General features: G+C 52.1%; 10 protein-coding genes. 8 read left to right on the plus strand and 2 right to left on the minus strand.

The genetic code is table 11. From position 1 onward, the window contains the following. Positions 1 to 107: 107 nt before the first annotated feature. The 6 genes from IE054_RS11280 to IE054_RS11305 all read left to right on the plus strand — a co-directional run bounded on the left by IE054_RS11280 (position 108) and on the right by IE054_RS11305 (position 10,547). Positions 108 to 2,015, plus strand: coding sequence for an alpha-amylase family protein (locus IE054_RS11280; RefSeq protein ID WP_373293878.1), 1,908 nt, complete (start codon positions 108 to 110; stop codon positions 2,013 to 2,015). Next, positions 2,005 to 2,895 carry an alpha/beta hydrolase gene (locus IE054_RS11285; RefSeq protein WP_189406508.1) on the plus strand — a complete coding sequence of 297 codons (891 nt, stop codon included), beginning with the start codon at positions 2,005 to 2,007 and terminating at the stop codon, positions 2,893 to 2,895. Before IE054_RS11280 ends, IE054_RS11285 begins: the two co-directional genes overlap by 11 nt. Then, a complete protein-coding gene (locus tag IE054_RS11290) occupies positions 2,885 to 5,290 on the plus strand; it encodes a TIM-barrel domain-containing protein (protein ID WP_189406510.1) in 2,406 nt (801 codons plus the stop codon). Before IE054_RS11285 ends, IE054_RS11290 begins: the two co-directional genes overlap by 11 nt. Before the next feature lie 145 nt (positions 5,291 to 5,435). After that, positions 5,436 to 7,322 carry a glycoside hydrolase family 13 protein gene (locus IE054_RS11295; protein WP_189406512.1) on the plus strand — a complete coding sequence of 629 codons (1,887 nt, stop codon included), beginning with the start codon at positions 5,436 to 5,438 and terminating at the stop codon, positions 7,320 to 7,322. A 28-nt stretch (positions 7,323 to 7,350) separates the two neighbouring features. Beyond that, positions 7,351 to 8,835 (plus strand): MFS transporter, encoded by a 1,485-nt coding sequence (locus IE054_RS11300; RefSeq protein WP_189406514.1) that lies wholly within the window; start codon positions 7,351 to 7,353, stop codon positions 8,833 to 8,835. Further along, entirely contained in the window at positions 8,832 to 10,547 is a 1,716-nt protein-coding gene (locus tag IE054_RS11305; protein ID WP_229805107.1) for an alpha-amylase family glycosyl hydrolase, read from the plus strand. Before IE054_RS11300 ends, IE054_RS11305 begins: the two co-directional genes overlap by 4 nt. A 39-nt stretch (positions 10,548 to 10,586) precedes the next feature. Here IE054_RS11305 and IE054_RS11310 read toward each other — a convergent pair whose 3' ends face one another. Beyond that, on the minus strand, positions 10,587 to 11,627 hold the full coding sequence (locus tag IE054_RS11310) for a LacI family DNA-binding transcriptional regulator (protein ID WP_189406516.1): 1,041 nt from the start codon (positions 11,625 to 11,627) through the stop codon (positions 10,587 to 10,589). Positions 11,628 to 11,865: 238 nt separating this feature from the next. Here IE054_RS11310 and glnS point away from each other — a divergent pair, with 238 nt between their 5' ends. After that, positions 11,866 to 13,533: a glutamine--tRNA ligase gene (gene glnS / locus IE054_RS11315; RefSeq protein WP_189406517.1), complete on the plus strand. Its 1,668-nt coding sequence runs from the start codon at positions 11,866 to 11,868 to the stop codon at positions 13,531 to 13,533. Between the two features lie 51 nt (positions 13,534 to 13,584). Here the strand turns inward: glnS and IE054_RS11320 are convergent, their stop codons facing one another. Beyond that, on the minus strand, positions 13,585 to 14,328 hold the full coding sequence (locus IE054_RS11320; protein ID WP_189406519.1) for a YciK family oxidoreductase: 744 nt from the start codon (positions 14,326 to 14,328) through the stop codon (positions 13,585 to 13,587). 285 nt (positions 14,329 to 14,613) lie between these two features. Here IE054_RS11320 and IE054_RS11325 point away from each other — a divergent pair, with 285 nt between their 5' ends. Next, complete coding sequence (locus tag IE054_RS11325) at positions 14,614 to 17,211, plus strand: VolA/Pla-1 family phospholipase (RefSeq protein ID WP_189406521.1); 2,598 nt, start codon at positions 14,614 to 14,616, stop codon at positions 17,209 to 17,211. Positions 17,212 to 17,259: the final 48 nt, after the last annotated feature.

Raw genomic sequence — 17,259 nt, forward strand, 5'->3', positions numbered from 1 at the left:
GCAAATACCGGGGGTTTCCCCGGCCTTTGGCATTGAATACGTATGTATATTCCTTAACATACTGTTAACCGTTATGCTTGATACATTGAAACATAACGGGGATCAGTATGCTTCTTTCTACTTCAGGCTCTTTAAGCCGGTGTGCGGCGACAGTGCTTGCCGTGTTGTCGCTGGCGTCATGCAACGCAAGCGAAGACAAAGCCATGGCAGCAGACACCGCGCCTACACCACCAGTAAAACCCCAGCAAGATGGTAAACCCGTGGTTTATCAGGTGTTCACCCGCCTGTTTGGCAATACCAATACGACCAATAAGCCCTGGGGAACCATTCGGGACAATGGTGTCGGTAAGTTTGAAGACTTCACTGATACCGCGCTTGATGAAATTGCGCAAATGGGAGTTTCTCATATCTGGTATACCGGTGTGCCCCATCATGCGCTGGTCACCGATTACACCGCTTATGGAATTTCTCAGGATGATCCTGATGTGATCAAAGGGCGGGCAGGCTCACCATATGCGGTGAAAGATTACTACAATGTTAATCCGGATCTTGCCGTTGACCCTGCGAATCGTCTGGCAGAGTTTGAAGCGTTAATCGCCCGTACCCACGCACACGGCATGAAAGTGATTATTGATATCGTGCCTAATCACGTTGCCCGTCATTATGAGTCGTTAAGTGCGCCGCAAGGCGTCAGTGACTTTGGCGAAACGGACGACACCAGCGTGACCTATGCCAGGGACAATAACTTTTATTATGTTGTGGATGAGCCATTCAGGGTGCCTGTTGATGAAAGTTACAGTCCGCTTGGCCCATATTCACATCCCCTGGCTGATGGTGAATTCGAGGAGGTGCCCGCCAAATGGACAGGCAATGGTGCTCGGGCCGCACAGCCTGCTATGCATGACTGGTATGAAACGGTAAAAGTTAATTATGGTGTGCGCCCTGATGGCAGCCATGATTTCCCCAGTCTGCCTGACGGTTTTGCCCAACAGCCCGCGGCGGCACATGCGGCATTCTGGCAGGGTAAAGATTTGCCCGATTCCTGGTACAAATTCCGTGATATCGCCCATTACTGGCTGGATAAAGGCGTCGATGGCTTTCGCTTTGATATGGCAGAAATGGTACCCGTCGAATTCTGGTCGTTTCTCAATTCGTCCATCAAGATGAAGAACCCCGACGCGTTCTTACTGGCAGAGGTTTATCAGCCGGACAAGTACCGAGCCTATCTGCATGCGGGGAAAATGGATTACCTGTATGACAAGGTAGGGTTCTATGACACCCTTAAAACCATCATGCAGGGCACCGGCACGGTGTCGGCGTTACTGGATGTGCACCAGCAGGTGAGTGATATTGCGCCTTCCATGCTGCACTTTTTAGAGAATCATGACGAGCAGCGTATCGCCAGCCCGGCATTCGCAGGCGACGCCATGAAAGGCAAGCCCGCGATGGTGGTGTCTGCGCTGATCAGTGCATCGCCCATCATGTATTATTTTGGCCAGGAAGTCGGTGAGGATGGCAGTGAGGAAACCGGTTTTGGCGATCCCACCCGAACCACTATTTTTGATTACGCAGGGGTACCGGCCCACCAGCGCTGGGTGAACGAAGGCGCGTTTGATGGCGGCCAGTTATCCGGCGAGGAGCGTCAGCTGCGGCACTTTTATAAATCACTGCTGAATATTGCGGCCAGCTCACCGGCAGTAAATGGTGCGATGATCAGCTTGCATCAGGAAAATCTGGGTGCATCTGGTAACTATAGCCAGCAGCAACTGGCGTTCATCCGGCATAACGGTGACAGCCGGTTGCTGGTGATCACCAATTTTGCCGAGGATGCTGTTGCGCCACTGACCGTGAATATTCCGGCGCAGACGGTTTCGAAACTTGGCCTCAAACAAGGGATGCCATTGCGTGCAAAACTCACCTCAGGCCAGGATGCTGAGCTGACTCGCGGGGCCGATGGCGGCCTGAAGGTTCAGCTTGATCTCAGCGTGCTGGAGTCCCGGGTTTATGCGTTCTGATTTCTGGGGTACGGCCCTGATGGCAATGGCCTGTATAAGTGCGTGTACCGGCGAGCCTGAGCGTCAGGCTGAGGACAGCAAGCAGCAAGTAGCGCAACAGCAGCTGACACCCTCAACCATGGCAGACAATGTCACACTGTTGCCACAAAGCGTGACATTTGCCGGTAAACCCCGTCAGCTGTGGGTGTATTTACCGCCAGGCTATGCGACGTCATCCGCATCCTATGATGTGGTATATATGCACGATGGTCAGAATGTGTTTGATGCGCAAACCAGTTATGCAGGCGAGTGGGGCGTTGATGAAACCCTGAACCGGCTGGCAGACGAGGGGTACGCGGTGCCACTGGTGGTAGCCATTGAGCATGGCGGCGAGGCGCGGATGCAGGAGCTCAGTCCCTGGACTAACCCTGAATTCGGAGAGGCGCAGGGTGAGGCGTACCTCAATTTTATTATTAACAAGGTTAAACCGCTGATTGATGGGACCTACCGGACCAATCCTGGTGCTATGTCGACAACCATGATGGGCAGCTCCATGGGCGGGTTGATGTCACATTATGCACTGGTTGCGCGGCCTGACGTATTTTCAAAAGCCGCCGTATTTTCGCCGTCTTTCTGGTTTTCCGAACAGGCCTACCATCAAAGTGAAAATGCGCCGCTGCCTGAGACACACCGGCTATTGATGACTGTCGGTGAAAAAGAGGGCGACAAGATGGTCAATGGCACGCAGGCCATGGCCGATTTACATCTGGCTCAGCAACATCCTCAGGACAGGCTGTCAGTCCGGGTCGTACCCGGGCAGTCGCATAACGAAGCGTTCTGGCGGGCGCAGGTTGCTGATGCACTTATCTGGCTAAATGTGGTGAAACAACATGAACAATAAAATGACCATTTGTGCGCTGCGCTGGTTATTGCTGGCGCTGCTGATTGGGCTTAACCCGGCGTTACAGGCTCGTGTGCTTACCGATCTGACGGTCGGGGATGATCGGGCTACTGCGGTGCTGTCTGATGGCGTCACCGTATCACTGCGCTTTTTACCCTATCAGAGTGTTGAAGTGGTTTATCATCAGCCGGGACAGTCAAACCTGCCCGGTCTGGCTATTGCGCCGGATCATAAGGCGTCAACACCAGTGCTGAAAAATACCGCGCAGGGCTTTACGCTGCGTCACGGTGACATCAGTGTTAACGTGAATGCAAGCCCGTTTCGACTTGCTTTTGCGTATCGCAATGAAAGGGCCACGGCAGAAGCGTCGGGTTATTTTAATACCGAAACGATCCGGGGCTTTCGTTTTCAGTTAAGCGATGATGAACAGTTGTACGGCGGAGGTCAGCGTGTCCTGGGGATGGACCGGCGTGGCCATAAAATGCCGCTGTATAACCGGGCGCATTATGGCTATACCACAGAATCCAGCCAGATGTACTATTCACTGCCTGCTGTGCTGTCATCGGCAAACTACGCCATCCTGTTTGATAATACGGCCAAAGGCACACTGGATATCGGTAAGAGTGAGCGCGATATCCTGCAGTTTTCTGCCGTGGCGGGACGCCGGGCCTATATTGTTACGCTGGGCGGCTCAACCCGAGAGGTGGCGACCAATGTAGTGAGTGTCACCGGCAGACAGCCATTACCGTCACGCTGGATGCTTGGCAACTTTGCCTCACGCTTTGGTTATCACAGCGAACAACAAACCAGGGATGTGGTTGACGCGTTTGCCCGCGAGGATATGCCTCTGGATGCTGTTGTGCTGGATTTATACTGGTTTGGTAAAGACGTAAAAGGCCACATGGGCAATCTGCAATGGGATAACGACGCATTTCCCTCACCGCAGAACATGATCGAAGACTTTGCTGCACAAGATATTAAAACGGTGCTGATCACTGAACCCTTTATCCTTACCACATCGAACAAATATGAAGAGGCGCAGGCAGCGGATGCGCTGGCGCAAAATCTGGCCGGGAACACCAAAACCTTTGATTTTTTCTTCGGTAATACTGCGCTGGTGGATGTATTCAGTGAGCCGGGGCAGGCCTGGTTTGCCAGTCAGTACACGCGGTTGCTGGATGACGGTGTGGCAGGATTCTGGGGCGATCTCGGCGAACCTGAAGTGCACCCTGAGGACACTCAGCATACCTGGCAGGGCAGGCCGGTGATGGCCGATGAAATTCACAATGCGTACGGACATCAGTGGGCAAAACTGGTGTATCAGACATTAGTGGATACACAACCTGATACACGCCCGTTTATACTGATGCGCTCTGGCTTTTTAGGCTCACAGCGCTATGCCATGGTGCCCTGGACCGGTGATGTCAGTCGCAGCTGGGGCGGTCTCAAGCCGCAAGTCGAACTGGCACTGCAAATGAGTGTTTTTGGACTGGCCTATACGCACAGTGATTTGGGTGGCTTTGCCGGTGGCGATGCGTTTGATAAGGAACTGTATCTTCGCTGGCTGCAGCTAGGGGAATTCCAGCCGGTATTTCGTCCGCATGCCCAGGAAGACATAGCACCTGAGCCAGTGTTTCACAGCGAAAACGTAAAAAACATCGCCAGAAATATTCTGAAACGGCGCTACGCCATGCTGCCGTATAATTATTCACTTATGGCTGAAAATGCACAGACCGGTATGCCGTTAATGCGTCCACTGAGTTTTTATCATGACGACAAAACATGGTTCGCTCACGACGACAGTTTCTACTGGGGACCGTCGGTGCTCGTCGCCCCGGTCACAGAGCCCGGCGTGAGCAGCTGGCCGGTCGACTTACCCCCGGGGATCTGGTTTGAACGAAGTACCGATCGCCGGTACGAAGGTGGTCAGTCGGTCACGGTGAAGGCAGATCTGGCAACAACGCCGGTATTTATAAAAAATGGTGCGATAATCCCCAAAGTGAAGGCCGTGACTAATACAACCCGCGCTGATTTCAGCCACCTTGATGTGCATGTCTGGGCGGCAGACGGCCTGAAAGAAAGTGCGTTTAGTTATTACGAAGATGATGGCGTAACCCCCGTCAATGACGACGCTGACCGGCACTATCGTATTGATTTTGCTGTCAGCGCCAGTGACGACGCTGTCACAGTAACGGCCGCAAGCCACGGCAGTTACGCTTCTATGCCGGCAAACCGGACCATCACCTGGCATATTCATGGTCTAACCGATGAGCCAGAGGTACTCAGTCCGACTTCAAACAGCGGCATCAGTGAGGCTAACTGGCAGCCTGAGCGCCGGATTCTGCGGGTGTCGCAGTCGCTTAACGAGCGCACTTCACTGCGTCTTTCGCAGTAGGCCTGCCACTTAGCTGTCTGCCGATAAATGCAGATAAGTCTGCACAGGTGACGTGAATACGTATGCAGTTACTTGGAAGAGATGACTATCAGCCGTTACTATTATGTACCTACTTTAACGTATTATTAACAACGCAGGGGCCGCCATGAGTAACCCAGATAGCCTGATCAAAAACCGTCACATACCCGCGTCAGTTTTACTGTTAGCGACCAGTTTAATGGGCGCAGGTAAGGCGCTGGCGGCCGATAGTGATATTCAGGTATCGCCACCACACTGGTGGGCAGACATGGCGTCACCGTCTCTTGAACTGATGCTGCACGGTGATGATATCGCCGATGATACGGTTACGGTGACTGGTGAGGGCGTGACGTTAGTTGAACAGCGTTCCCTGGACAGTGACAACTACCTGTTTGTCGCGCTCGATGTAGAAAATACAGTGCCGGGTAAGGTTACTTTATCGGTAACCGATGAAAACGGACAGGTCAAAACACTCGACTATTCGTTTAAAGCGCGGGATGACGGCTCTGCGCAGCGCCAGGGTTTCTCGGCAAAAGATGCGATTTATTTGATCACGCCAGATCGCTTTGCCAACGGCGATACCAGTAACGACAACGTGTCCGGTTACCGTGATAAACAGGATCGCAGCGATAAGGGTGGCCGTCATGGTGGTGACATTGCCGGTATGATGCAGCATCTGGATTATATCAGCGACATGGGGTTCACGCAGATCTGGACCATGCCGCTGCTGGAAAATGCGATGGAGAAGTATTCCTACCATGGCTACAGCACCACCGACTACTACCGCATTGATCCGCGCTTTGGCAGCAACCAGCTGTACCGCCAATTCAGCGAACGCGCTGCGAAGCACGGGGTAGGCGTGATCATGGATATGATTTTAAATCATATAGGCAGTGACCATCCCTGGATGAGAGATATGCCATCTTCCGACTGGATCCATAATGGCGGTGAGTTTACCCCGACATCGCACCGCCGCGAGTCGCTGCATGATCCACACGGGGTAGAGTCGGACATTCGTGCGTTTGCCGATGGCTGGTTTGTACCCACCATGCCTGATCTGAATCAGTCTAATCCGCACCTGGCGACTTATCTTATTCAGAACGCCATCTGGTGGGTAGAATACGCAGGACTAAGTGGTATTCGGGTTGACACCTATTCGTATTCCGATAAAGCCTTTTTAGCCGAGTGGACGCGCCGGCTGATGCAGGAGTACCCCAATCTCAATATTGTCGGTGAGGAGTGGTCAACCAACCCTGCTATTACGGCTTACTGGCAACAGGGCAGCCAGCGCCACGATGATTACCAGAGTGCATTACCCAGTGTGATGGATTTTCCGCTGCAGTCATCGCTGATGAGTGCGCTTACCCAGAGCGAGAGCTGGGACAGCGGACTCAGGGTGATATACGACACGCTGGCCACCGACTTTTTATATGGTGACCCGTACAATCTGGTGGTGTTTGCTGATAACCATGATATGAGCCGCGTATTCAGTCAGCTCAACGAAGACAAAGCGCTGTGGGATATCGCCATGACAGTTATGCTGACCACACGCGGTATCCCACAGGTTTTCTATGGTACAGAAATATTGATGGCGAACCCTGGTACCACTGATCATGGTATTATTCGCAGCGACTTCCCAGGAGGCTGGCAAGGCGATGAGGTGAATGCGTTTAGTGGTAAAGGACTGACAGACGATCAGCGCTGGGCGCAACAGCGCATTAAACAGCTTCTTTCACTGCGTAAATCGGCACCGGAACTGTTTGCCGGCGAGCTTGTTCATTATGCGCCTGACGACGGTGTTTATGTGTACTTTCGTACCGCCCAGTCAAGTGGTACGCCCGGTATGATGGTTGTTGTTAATAAAGGCGACGCGCGCAGTCTGGATCTGTCCCGTTTTGAGGCGCAGCTGAGCAACACCGGTACTATGACGCGGTTGCGTGATAATAAAAAAGCTACGACGTCTGATTCGCTCAGCCTGGACGCAACATCTGCCAGTGTATGGCTGCTTAATTAAAAAACGACAACAATAATCAGAGAGACTTATGCACGCAAAACAACCCCGACTTAATTTCTGGCAAATATGGAACGTCAGCTTTGGTTTTCTTGGTGTTCAGTTTGGTTTTGCACTGCAAAACGCAAACGTCAGTCGGATCCTGTCTGATTTAGGCGCTGATCTGCACTCCCTGTCGCTGTTCTGGCTGGTTGCACCGATCATGGGGTTGATTGTACAACCCATTGTGGGCTCGGCATCTGACCGCACATGGAATCGCTTAGGGCGCCGTCGTCCGTTTATTCTCGCCGGGGCTTTTGCCGCCGTACTTGGCATGGTTTTACTGCCCAATGCGCCTTTATTTGTTGCCTTTATGGCACCGATGATTATGGGCGCAATGATGGTGGCGCTGATGGATGCGTCGTTTAATGTGTGTTTTCAGCCTTTTCGTTCGCTGGTGTCTGATATGGTGCCGGCCGAACAGCGCAATATAGGCTATTCGGTACAGTCTCTGCTCATCAATATCGGTGCGGTCATTGGCTCGATTCTGCCGTTTGTACTGACCAATGTGGTGGGGCTTGAGAACACAGCACAACTTGGCGAAGTCGCGCCCTCTGTAATGTGGGCGTTTTATATCGGTGCAACGGTGCTGCTTGGCACAGTTATCTGGACCGTGATACGTACCAAAGAATATTCGCCAGAAGACTATTACCGGTACAAAGGAGTGGACCCACAGGCCGCTGAAGAAGCAGAGGCGAAGGTTCCCCTGATACAAAAGCTCCGTGGTTTTTGGACCCTGGTTGCAAATATGCCCACCACCATGAAACAGCTGGCGGTGGTGCAGTTTTTTTCCTGGTTTGCGCTGTTTATCATGTGGGTATATACCACTCCTGCCATAACACAGCACATCTGGAACGTAGACAAGCACTGGTTTGATCCTGACTTTATTGCGGCTGCGCCAATGGTGCCGGAAACCATTGTCGCTGCCAAAGGTGCTGCTGGTGACTGGGTGGGGATCCTGTTCGCGGCGTATTCCGTGTTTGCGGCCATTTTCTCTGTGTTTTTAGCCAAACTTGCGGATAAGTTCGGGCGTAAACTGGTATATGCCGGTTCACTGGTGCTGGGCGGGATCAGTTACATCAGCTTCCTGGCGTTTCAGGATTTGCAGTCGGTCGACGTTAACCTGCTGATTACCAGTGTCACGGTTCCTATGGGCGCTGTGAAACTACTGATTCCCATGGTCGGGATTGGGATTGCCTGGGCGGCTATTCTGGCACTGCCGTACGCCATGCTGGCCGGTGCATTGCCGCCAAACAAAACCGGCGTCTACATGGGGATATTCAACTTTACCGTTGCTGCCCCCCAAATTGTATCGGGGCTGACAGCAGGCTGGATATTAAGTGCCGTATTCGATAATGAAGCCAAATACATCATTGTGGTAGCCGGCGTCTCGATGATACTGGGCGCACTGGCCGTGTTCTTTGTGAAAGAGCCAGACGTGATGCCCGATGTGATGAGCGAAGGAGAACAGTTATGAGATACGGTACACGTAATGTCGCGATGCTTGCCACGCTGAGTATGCTGGCAGCGGGTTGCGTCACACCGGAAAACGGACCTGAATCCGCGGCGAAAAAAGGTGCAGAGACACACCAGCGTCAGCATTATTTTGGTACTCGCGAGCCATTCGCCAGCGAGGCTGTCTATTTCGTAATGACCGATCGCTTTGTTGATGGTGACCCCTCAAACAATCATGAAGACCAGGGTGGCGAACATCCGACCTGGCAATTACCGCTTAAAGGCCCTGACGGTGAGCGTGCGTATGTTGGCTATATGGGCGGAGACTTACGCGGTGTACTGAATAACGCGGACTATATTAAGGACATGGGATTTACCGCCGTATGGCTGACACCACTGGTTGCCAATCCTGATCAGGCTTTTACTGGTGATGAGCCCATAACCTATGGCGGCGCCTTCAAAGACGGCGGTAAAACCGGCTACCATGGCTACTGGGCGACCAATTTTTATAAGCCCGATGAGCATTTTATCAGTGATGATTTGACGGTGAAGCAGTACACACAGGCCATGCGGGAAATGGGCTTTAAAAATGTGTTTGATATTGTGGCCAATCATGGCACGCCCAGTTTTACCATGCCTGACGATCAGCCCGGCTTCGGTGAAATTTATGACAGAGAGGGCAAACTGGTTGCCGACCATGAGAATTTACACCCCAGTGAGCTTGACCCCGAGAACAACCCGCTGCACGCCTTTTTTCATGACTATCCGGATCTGGTGAAATTATCAAACCTTGACGATACCAGTCCGGCCGTTCGTGACTATCTGATTAACAGTTATCTTTACTGGATTGAGCAGGGCGCCGATGCGTTTCGTATTGATACCATTCGTCATGTACCACACAGCTTCTGGCGGGAAATGTCAGAGCGGGTGAGGGCGGCGCATCCGGGCTTCTATATGTTCGGTGAGAGCTTTGAGTATGATGCCAATGCAATCGCACAGCATACGCTGGAGAAAAACGGGGCGATAAGCGTGCTGGATTTCCCCATGCAAAAGGCCATGCTGTCTGTGTTTGAAAAACCGGCAGAATCCGATTTTGCCGACCTGGCACCGACGCTTCACCTTCAGCATGGTCCATACCGCAACCCTTACGATTTGACCATTTTTTATGATAACCACGATATGGCGCGCATGAATGCCACCGACAACGGGTTTATTAACGCACATAACTGGCTGTTCACCGTACGTGGGATCCCGGTGGTGTATCAGGGCTCCGAGATTGGCTTTATGCGCGGCACCGCCGAACATGCCGGGAACCGCAATTACTTTGGCCAGCACAACATTGATAAAGCGCCTGATAATGCCATTCATAATGCACTGCGTGACATCGCGCAGATCCGCAAGCAAACGCCTGCACTGCAACGTGGCTTGCAGGTCAATGTGCGCCTTAAGGATCATCAGGCTGTATTTTACCGCGTCCTTCAGGATAATAAGCAGGCGCAGACAGCACTTGTACTGCTTAACAAGGGGCCCCAGACTCAAGCATTTGAGGTGTCTGAGTATATCCAGGGCGGAACCTGGCAGGAACAGTTATCCGGGCAGACACGCACACTGCGAAACGGCGAGTCGCTGGTTACTGACGTAGCAGCGAATGGTGTCCAGGTGTGGGTAAGAAACGGTGAAGTGCGTCATCCTGCATTGGTGCAACAAATGAATGAGCAAATGGCGACGCAATAGTCGCCACCTTGTCACTTGTCACTTGTCACTTTTACTTTTCTAATCGCTGCTGGCCGGACCGGCGCCACATGACTGGCGGATCACCAGTTCAGCCGGCATTAGAAAATCCTCCACTGGCTCGCTGTTTATGGCTTTGAGCAACGTATCAACCAGTAATTCACCTGCACGGCGGGTGTTTTGCTGGACGGTGGTCAGACTCGGTGTGGTATACGCTGATACCGTGATATTGTCATAACCAACCACCGCAACATCATCCGGTACCATGATATTGGCGTGACGAAGTGCACGTAACACGCCCATTGCAATTAAATCGGACGCGCAGACAATGGCATCCGGCAGGCGGGCGTCATTAATCATGGCTTGCGCTGCGGTAAAGCCGTCATCCTCGGTAGAGATGGCATTGTACTGATTGTCACTGTCGTGAGTGATACCATGCGCACTAAGCGCATCGACAAAGCCCAGGTAACGTGCCATAAACTCAGGCGCATGACTGCCCGCATCGCCGACAAAGGCATAGTGTTTATGCCCGTTGTCCAGAAGATGCCGGGTAATGTCATAGCCGCCCTGGTAATTATCACAACCAATACTGACGCCGGGATGTTCCGAATCATGTGCCCCCCAACGCACGAAATGCGTGCCCTGTTCCTCTAACTGGGTGAGTTTTGTGCGATAGTCCAGATAGTCGCCGTAACCAAGCAGAATGATGCCATCCGCTTTGTTTGAGTCTTCATACTCAGCATGCCAGTCACTTTCCAGGTTCTGAAACGATACAAGCAGATCGTACCCTGCATTCGCACAGGCCCGGGTGATGCTACCCAGCATAGACAGAAAAAACGGATTGATCATAGAATCGTCAGAGGTGGGATCCTCAAACAGCAGTAACGCAATGGTGTTGCTCTTCTGTTTGCGCAGGTTACTGGCGTTTTTGTCGACTTTATAATTAAGATCGCGCGCAATGCGCTGAATTTTTTCCCGTGTTTGCTTGTTAACCAGCGGGCTGTCGCTCAACGCACGGGAGACCGTCGACTGAGAGACTCCAGCGATGTGGGCGATATCAAACGAGGTTGCTTTATCTTTCATGAACACTACATCTAAAAAGCTACGACAACAGTGTCGAATAGCCTTACGATACCACAGTTTTAGAGGAAATAATGGCATAACCTGGCAAGCAGGCGCTGGCAGCACAGCTTCTCACCAGTTCGCTGGATTATTGCACAATCAGGCGGGCAGCCGGAAGAAAACATGGTTGCACATTTTCTGACAGTGTTATACTGCCCGCTTAAACCATCACTTATTTATACTGAAGGGGAAACCGCGAATGGCCGAGACCGAGCATCGTCCGACCAATTTTATCCGCCAAATTGTAGACAAAGACCTGGCCTCTGGGCTTCACCAGAGCATTAAAACGCGCTTTCCGCCCGAGCCGAACGGCTTTTTGCATATCGGGCACGCAAAATCCATTTGTCTTAATTTCGGTATCGCGGAAGACTATGAAGGTAGCTGCAACCTGCGCTTTGATGACACCAACCCGGTGAAAGAAGATATTTCCTTCGTTAATTCCATCAAACAGGACGTACACTGGCTTGGCTTTGAGTGGGATGGTGAGGCCAGATATTCATCAGACTATTTTGATCAGTTACATGGCTTTGCCGTTGAACTGATAGAAAAAGGGCTGGCCTACGTGGATTTCTCTGCGCAGGACAAGGTGCGAGAAATGCGGGGAACGCTGACCGAGCCTGGCACTAACAGTCCGTATCGCGATACGGATATTGAGACCAATAAGGCCGAATTCGCCAAAATGACCGCCGGTGAGTACGGCGAAGGCGAGTGCAGCCTGCGCGCTAAAATTGATATGGCCTCGCCCTTTATGTGTATGCGCGACCCGATAATTTACCGGGTTAAGCATGCCGATCATCACCAGACCGGCAATAAGTGGTGTGTCTACCCTATGTATGACTTCACCCACTGCATTTCCGATGCAATTGAAGGGATCACGCATTCACTGTGCACGCTTGAGTTTCAGGATAACCGTCGGCTGTACGACTGGGTCATTGAGAATATCAGCATTGACTGCACGCCACGTCAGTACGAATTTTCACGCCTGAACCTAGAGTACACGGTACTCAGTAAACGGCGTCTGATTCAGCTGGTTGAAGACGGTCATGTGAGTGGCTGGGATGATCCCCGCATGCCAACCATTGCCGGTTTGCGTCGCCGCGGTTATACGCCAGGCTCTATCCGTGAGTTTTGTAAGCGTATTGGCGTTACCAAAATGGATAACCGGGTTGAAATGTCGATGCTCGAAGCCTGTATTCGCGATGATCTGAATGTCAACGCACCGCGCGCGATGGCCGTGTTAAACCCTATCAAGCTGGTGATTGAAAATTATCCGCAAGACAGTGCAGAGACGCTGACGGCGCCGAACCATCCAAATGACGAAAGTATGGGCACCCGGACTATCAGCTTTTCTCGCGAAGTGTGGATTGAAGCAGAAGACTTTCGCGAGTCTGCCAACAAGAAGTTTAAGCGTCTGGTGCTGGACAAAGAAGTTCGCCTGCGCAATGCCTATGTTGTAAAAGCCAATCGCGTTGAAAAAGACGAGGCAGGCAATGTTACAACGGTGTTTGCCACATACGATGCGGATACGCTGGGCAAAGATCCGGCCGACGGGCGAAAAGTAAAAGGCGTGATCCACTGGGTAGATGCCGGGTCGGCACAGCCAGCAGAGTTCAGACTGTACGACCGGTTATTTAACGTGCCTAACCCAGCAGGCGAAGACGTGTTCACTGATTCTATTAATCCTGAATCACTGAAGGTGGTAAATGGCTATGTAGAAGCTGGTCTGACGGATGCAATACCAGAAAGTGGCGGCTGGCAGTTTGAGCGGACGGGTTATTTCTGCCTTGATACTGATTCAACGACTGCGCGACCAGTGTTTAACCAAACCGTTGGTTTGCGCGATACCTGGGCAAAAATAGGCGACTAACCGGGCAGTCGCCAAAGTAGATAAGCAAGCCGCCATCACAGGCGGCTTTTTTTATTTAGGCTGACAATCAACAGAGGTACCGGTGATCCCTTCGCTGTCTTCTCCCATCAGGTAAAGGTACAGCGGCATGATCTGAGCCGGTGTTTTCAGCGTGTCAGGATCTTCAGCAGGGAAGGCCTGGGCGCGCATATTGGTGCGTGTTGCCCCTGGGTTTATACAGTTAAAACGTATGCCTTTGTTGCGGTATTCATCGGCCAGGGTTTGCATAATACCCTCGGTGGCAAATTTTGAAGCTGCATAGGTACCCCAGAAACTTCTGCCTTCGCGGCCCACTGACGAGGTGGTAAAAATGACCGAGGCTTTGTCGTTTTGCTCCAGCAATGGCAGTAGTGCCTGTGTCATAAACACCGTGCCATTAACATTGATTTCCATAACCGTGCGCCATTCATCCGCAGGAATATCTTTAAAAGCGCTTAAATGACCGAGCACGGACGCATTGTGCAGTACACCATCAAGTTTACCAAACTGCTCTTTTATGGTTTGCGTCATTTGCTGGTAGTGGTTTGGGGTAGCACCTTGCAAATCAAGAGGAATAATCGCCGGTTCAGGCAGTCCTTCTTCGACGATACTGTCGTACACCTTTTCCAGCTTACTCACCGTGCGCCCAAGCAGAATGACTGTTGCCCCGTGCCGGGCATACGTATGTGCTGCCTGAGCACCTATGCCGTCACCTGCGCCCGTCACCAATACTACTTTGTTTTCCAAAAGCCCGTGAGGCGCTTTATAGTCATTCATATTACTGTCCTGATTGATATCGCTAATTCCCCAAATTCTACCCATGCATGCGCATAAGTAAAATGCCGTGCGACGAAAATTCCTCACATTAAAAAATACTTACAAGCAATTAACAAACCTTTGCAAAGTTGCAACAAAGTCAATAAGATTGAACTATGCTCAACTGGTCTAACATGTTTAAAACCCGTTAACGCACTACTGCTTACCGACTGGTGCTGTTACCTGAGTATCAGCCACAACTGGTTTTGGACACAGAATAAAAACAATGTTTTGTAGGGAGAAAGAATGAGAAAACTACTATTGAGTTCCAGTGTTGCTGTCGCGCTGGGCCTTGCCGGATGTGGTGGCTCGGAGACACTCGACGATGTACAGGCGGAGACGCCAGTGGAAGCGCCCCTTTCTCGTGTTGTCTTTGACCCGGGTGCCGGTAACGTCAATATTCCCAACGATATCCTCATGCTGCCAGGCGATGACGGCTTCTTTGATTACACACTGAATATTCCGGTGGCTGATCCTACTGATTTCGGCGACCCGCAAAACGCTCTGAATGTACTGGATGGCTGGTCAACACAGCATCCGTTCCAGATAGAAATTTCCACTGCGGCCGGTGTAAGTCTGGACGCGTCGACACTGGCGTCTGGGGTTCATCTGTTTGAGGCGACACATGGACTGGATATCCGCGACCCGGACTGTGCGCAGGCTGAAATCCCGTCATCAGGCTGTAAGGTGGGCGACAAGCTGACCTACGGTGTTGATTATGTTGCAAATCTTGCTGGCCCGGACACCATTAATGTCGTCCCCCTTAAGCCGCTTAAACCGGCACAGGGCTACATGCTGGTAGTGACCAATGATTTGCAGGACTCAGAAGGCAATGGTGTTGAGGGCTCTACGACCTGGGACCTGGTAAGTCAGGATATCAATACCAATCCGTTATCGACAGAAAGTCAGCTATTGGTTCAGCAACTGGTCAATTCTCTAATTGCACCGGTGGTTGATGCAGGGGTGAGCAGAGACAGCATCTCGTATGCCGCTGCCTTTACCACGCAATCAACCAGTATTGCGCTGGATACCATTAAGAAGGTCATGGTTTCTGAATACGCGGCACGCGCCGGAGCCGGTGATCCAACAGCAGGGCAGGCTTTGCCGGCTATTGTTGCACGAACGCCTGATGCTGCGCCCAATGCTATGGAGGCGCTGGGTTTAGTGAATCAGCAGGCTGTTGACGGTGCTGTGGAGCAGGGTATTGCCGCTTTACCACCGCAGGCAGAACCGCTTATTCCAGCGATTCGCGCAACAGACTTTTCGGCCCTGCAAACCTGCGATGGGCTGCTTGGCACGGCTAGCGGTCAGCTGGCGGGTGTATGGGGTCAGTTAAATGACTTTGCGGTCGGTATCTCAGAAGGGATCCTGCAACAGGCTGGGCCTTTATGTGCAGCCTCACGGTTTGAAGGTGAAATTTCCCTGCCGTACTTCCTCGGCGTTCCCAGTGCGGAGAATTCTCTGGCACCGGTGAATACCTTCTGGCAGGCCGCCTGTGACAGTGGTGTTGTTCTTAATCAGGCATCCGATGAAGTACTGGCGTCTGCTACGCCAGGTCCCAACAATGAAATGTGTCAGCAGCTGGGACTGGCCGATCTGCGGGTCAATGGTGAGAAGCTGGACCCGGCCCGTAATGTTACACGGTTTAACCCGTATCCGCAGCCAACAGGCGGCAATATGGGCAAGGAAACGCTGGATGTCCAGATCACTGTGCCAAATGCTATGGTATCTTCGGCGCTAGGTTTCCCCATTGAAAAACCTGAGGCTGGCTGGCCAGTCGTGATCCTGTCACACGGTATTACCAGCCGTAAGGAAGATATGCTGGCGATTACGGGCACACTGTCACTTGCCGGTATCGCAACGGTGGCCATTGACCATCCTCTGCACGGCAGCCGGGGCTATGATCTCGATGGCGACGGTACCGACGATCTGAATGCAACCTTCGTCAGCGCAACGCATTACATGAACCTGGGTAATCTGCCAACGGCCAGAGATAACCTGCGTCAGAGTGTGTCTGACTTTATGGGGCTGCGGCTTGGTCTGAATGCGGTTGTTGATACTACCGACAGTCAGGCGGTTGACTTTGACATGTCACGCGTCTCAGTCATGGGCGTCTCACTCGGAGCAATGACGGTGGGGAATGTCTCAGCGGTTGCCAATACCAGCATGGGTGGCGATCTGGCTGCGCTTGATGGTTTGTTCGCAGTACAACAGGCTTCCCTCGAATCACCAGGAGGCGGTGCTGCGCAGTTCCTGCTTGAGTCACCGAGTTTTGGACCGCTGATCAAAGGTCTGCTGCTGACTGAGTCGTCGCCTGAGTTCCGAGCATTGTTAGAAGCACAGTTTGGCTCGACCGATGTAACTGAAGAGGAACTTGCTGAAGCGGTTGGCCTGTTCCTGGATAACGCCAGTGAAGAGCAAATGGCCACTATTAACGGCACATTTGCTCAGTTTGCCTTTGCAGCGCAGACTGTGCTGGATGCAGGAGATCCGAATAACTACGCGAAAACGCTGGGTGAAACCACACCGGTGCATATGATGACCGTAGTAGGAGATGGCAGCGAACAGAATCCGCCGGATCAGGTTATTCCGGTGTCAACATCGTTACCACTTGCCGGTCAAATGCCGTATGCCGGCATTGTGGGTCTGCAGCAGGTTACAACCACGCAAACTGGCGATCCGGTATCAGGCCATGTGCTGTTTAACAGTGGTGCACACGCATCGAGCCTGAGCCCGAATGCAAGTCCGGCAGTGACCGAGGAAATGCAGCGTGAAGTTGCCGGTTATATCGGCAGCAGCGCGACGGTGTTGCCAATTACTAATGAAGATGTGGTAGCAAACTAACTACATCAAATCGTTTATAAAAACCGGCATTTATGTGCCGGTTTTTTT

It is taken from the genome of Alteromonas halophila (genome assembly GCF_014651815.1).
In the GTDB taxonomy this organism is placed as follows: Bacteria; Pseudomonadota; Gammaproteobacteria; order Enterobacterales; family Alteromonadaceae; genus Alteromonas; species Alteromonas halophila.

Coding starts and splice junctions, on each gene's coding strand:
- IE054_RS11280 (WP_373293878.1), top strand. CDS start 108: ATGCTTCTTTCTACTTCAGGCTCTTTAAGCCGGTGTGCGGCGACAGTG.
- IE054_RS11285 (WP_189406508.1), top strand. CDS start 2,005: ATGCGTTCTGATTTCTGGGGTACGGCCCTGATGGCAATGGCCTGTATA.
- IE054_RS11290 (WP_189406510.1), top strand. CDS start 2,885: ATGAACAATAAAATGACCATTTGTGCGCTGCGCTGGTTATTGCTGGCG.
- IE054_RS11295 (WP_189406512.1), top strand. CDS start 5,436: ATGAGTAACCCAGATAGCCTGATCAAAAACCGTCACATACCCGCGTCA.
- IE054_RS11300 (WP_189406514.1), top strand. CDS start 7,351: ATGCACGCAAAACAACCCCGACTTAATTTCTGGCAAATATGGAACGTC.
- IE054_RS11305 (WP_229805107.1), top strand. CDS start 8,832: ATGAGATACGGTACACGTAATGTCGCGATGCTTGCCACGCTGAGTATG.
- IE054_RS11310 (WP_189406516.1), bottom strand. CDS start 11,627: ATGAAAGATAAAGCAACCTCGTTTGATATCGCCCACATCGCTGGAGTC.
- glnS (WP_189406517.1), top strand. CDS start 11,866: ATGGCCGAGACCGAGCATCGTCCGACCAATTTTATCCGCCAAATTGTA.
- IE054_RS11320 (WP_189406519.1), bottom strand. CDS start 14,328: ATGAATGACTATAAAGCGCCTCACGGGCTTTTGGAAAACAAAGTAGTA.
- IE054_RS11325 (WP_189406521.1), top strand. CDS start 14,614: ATGAGAAAACTACTATTGAGTTCCAGTGTTGCTGTCGCGCTGGGCCTT.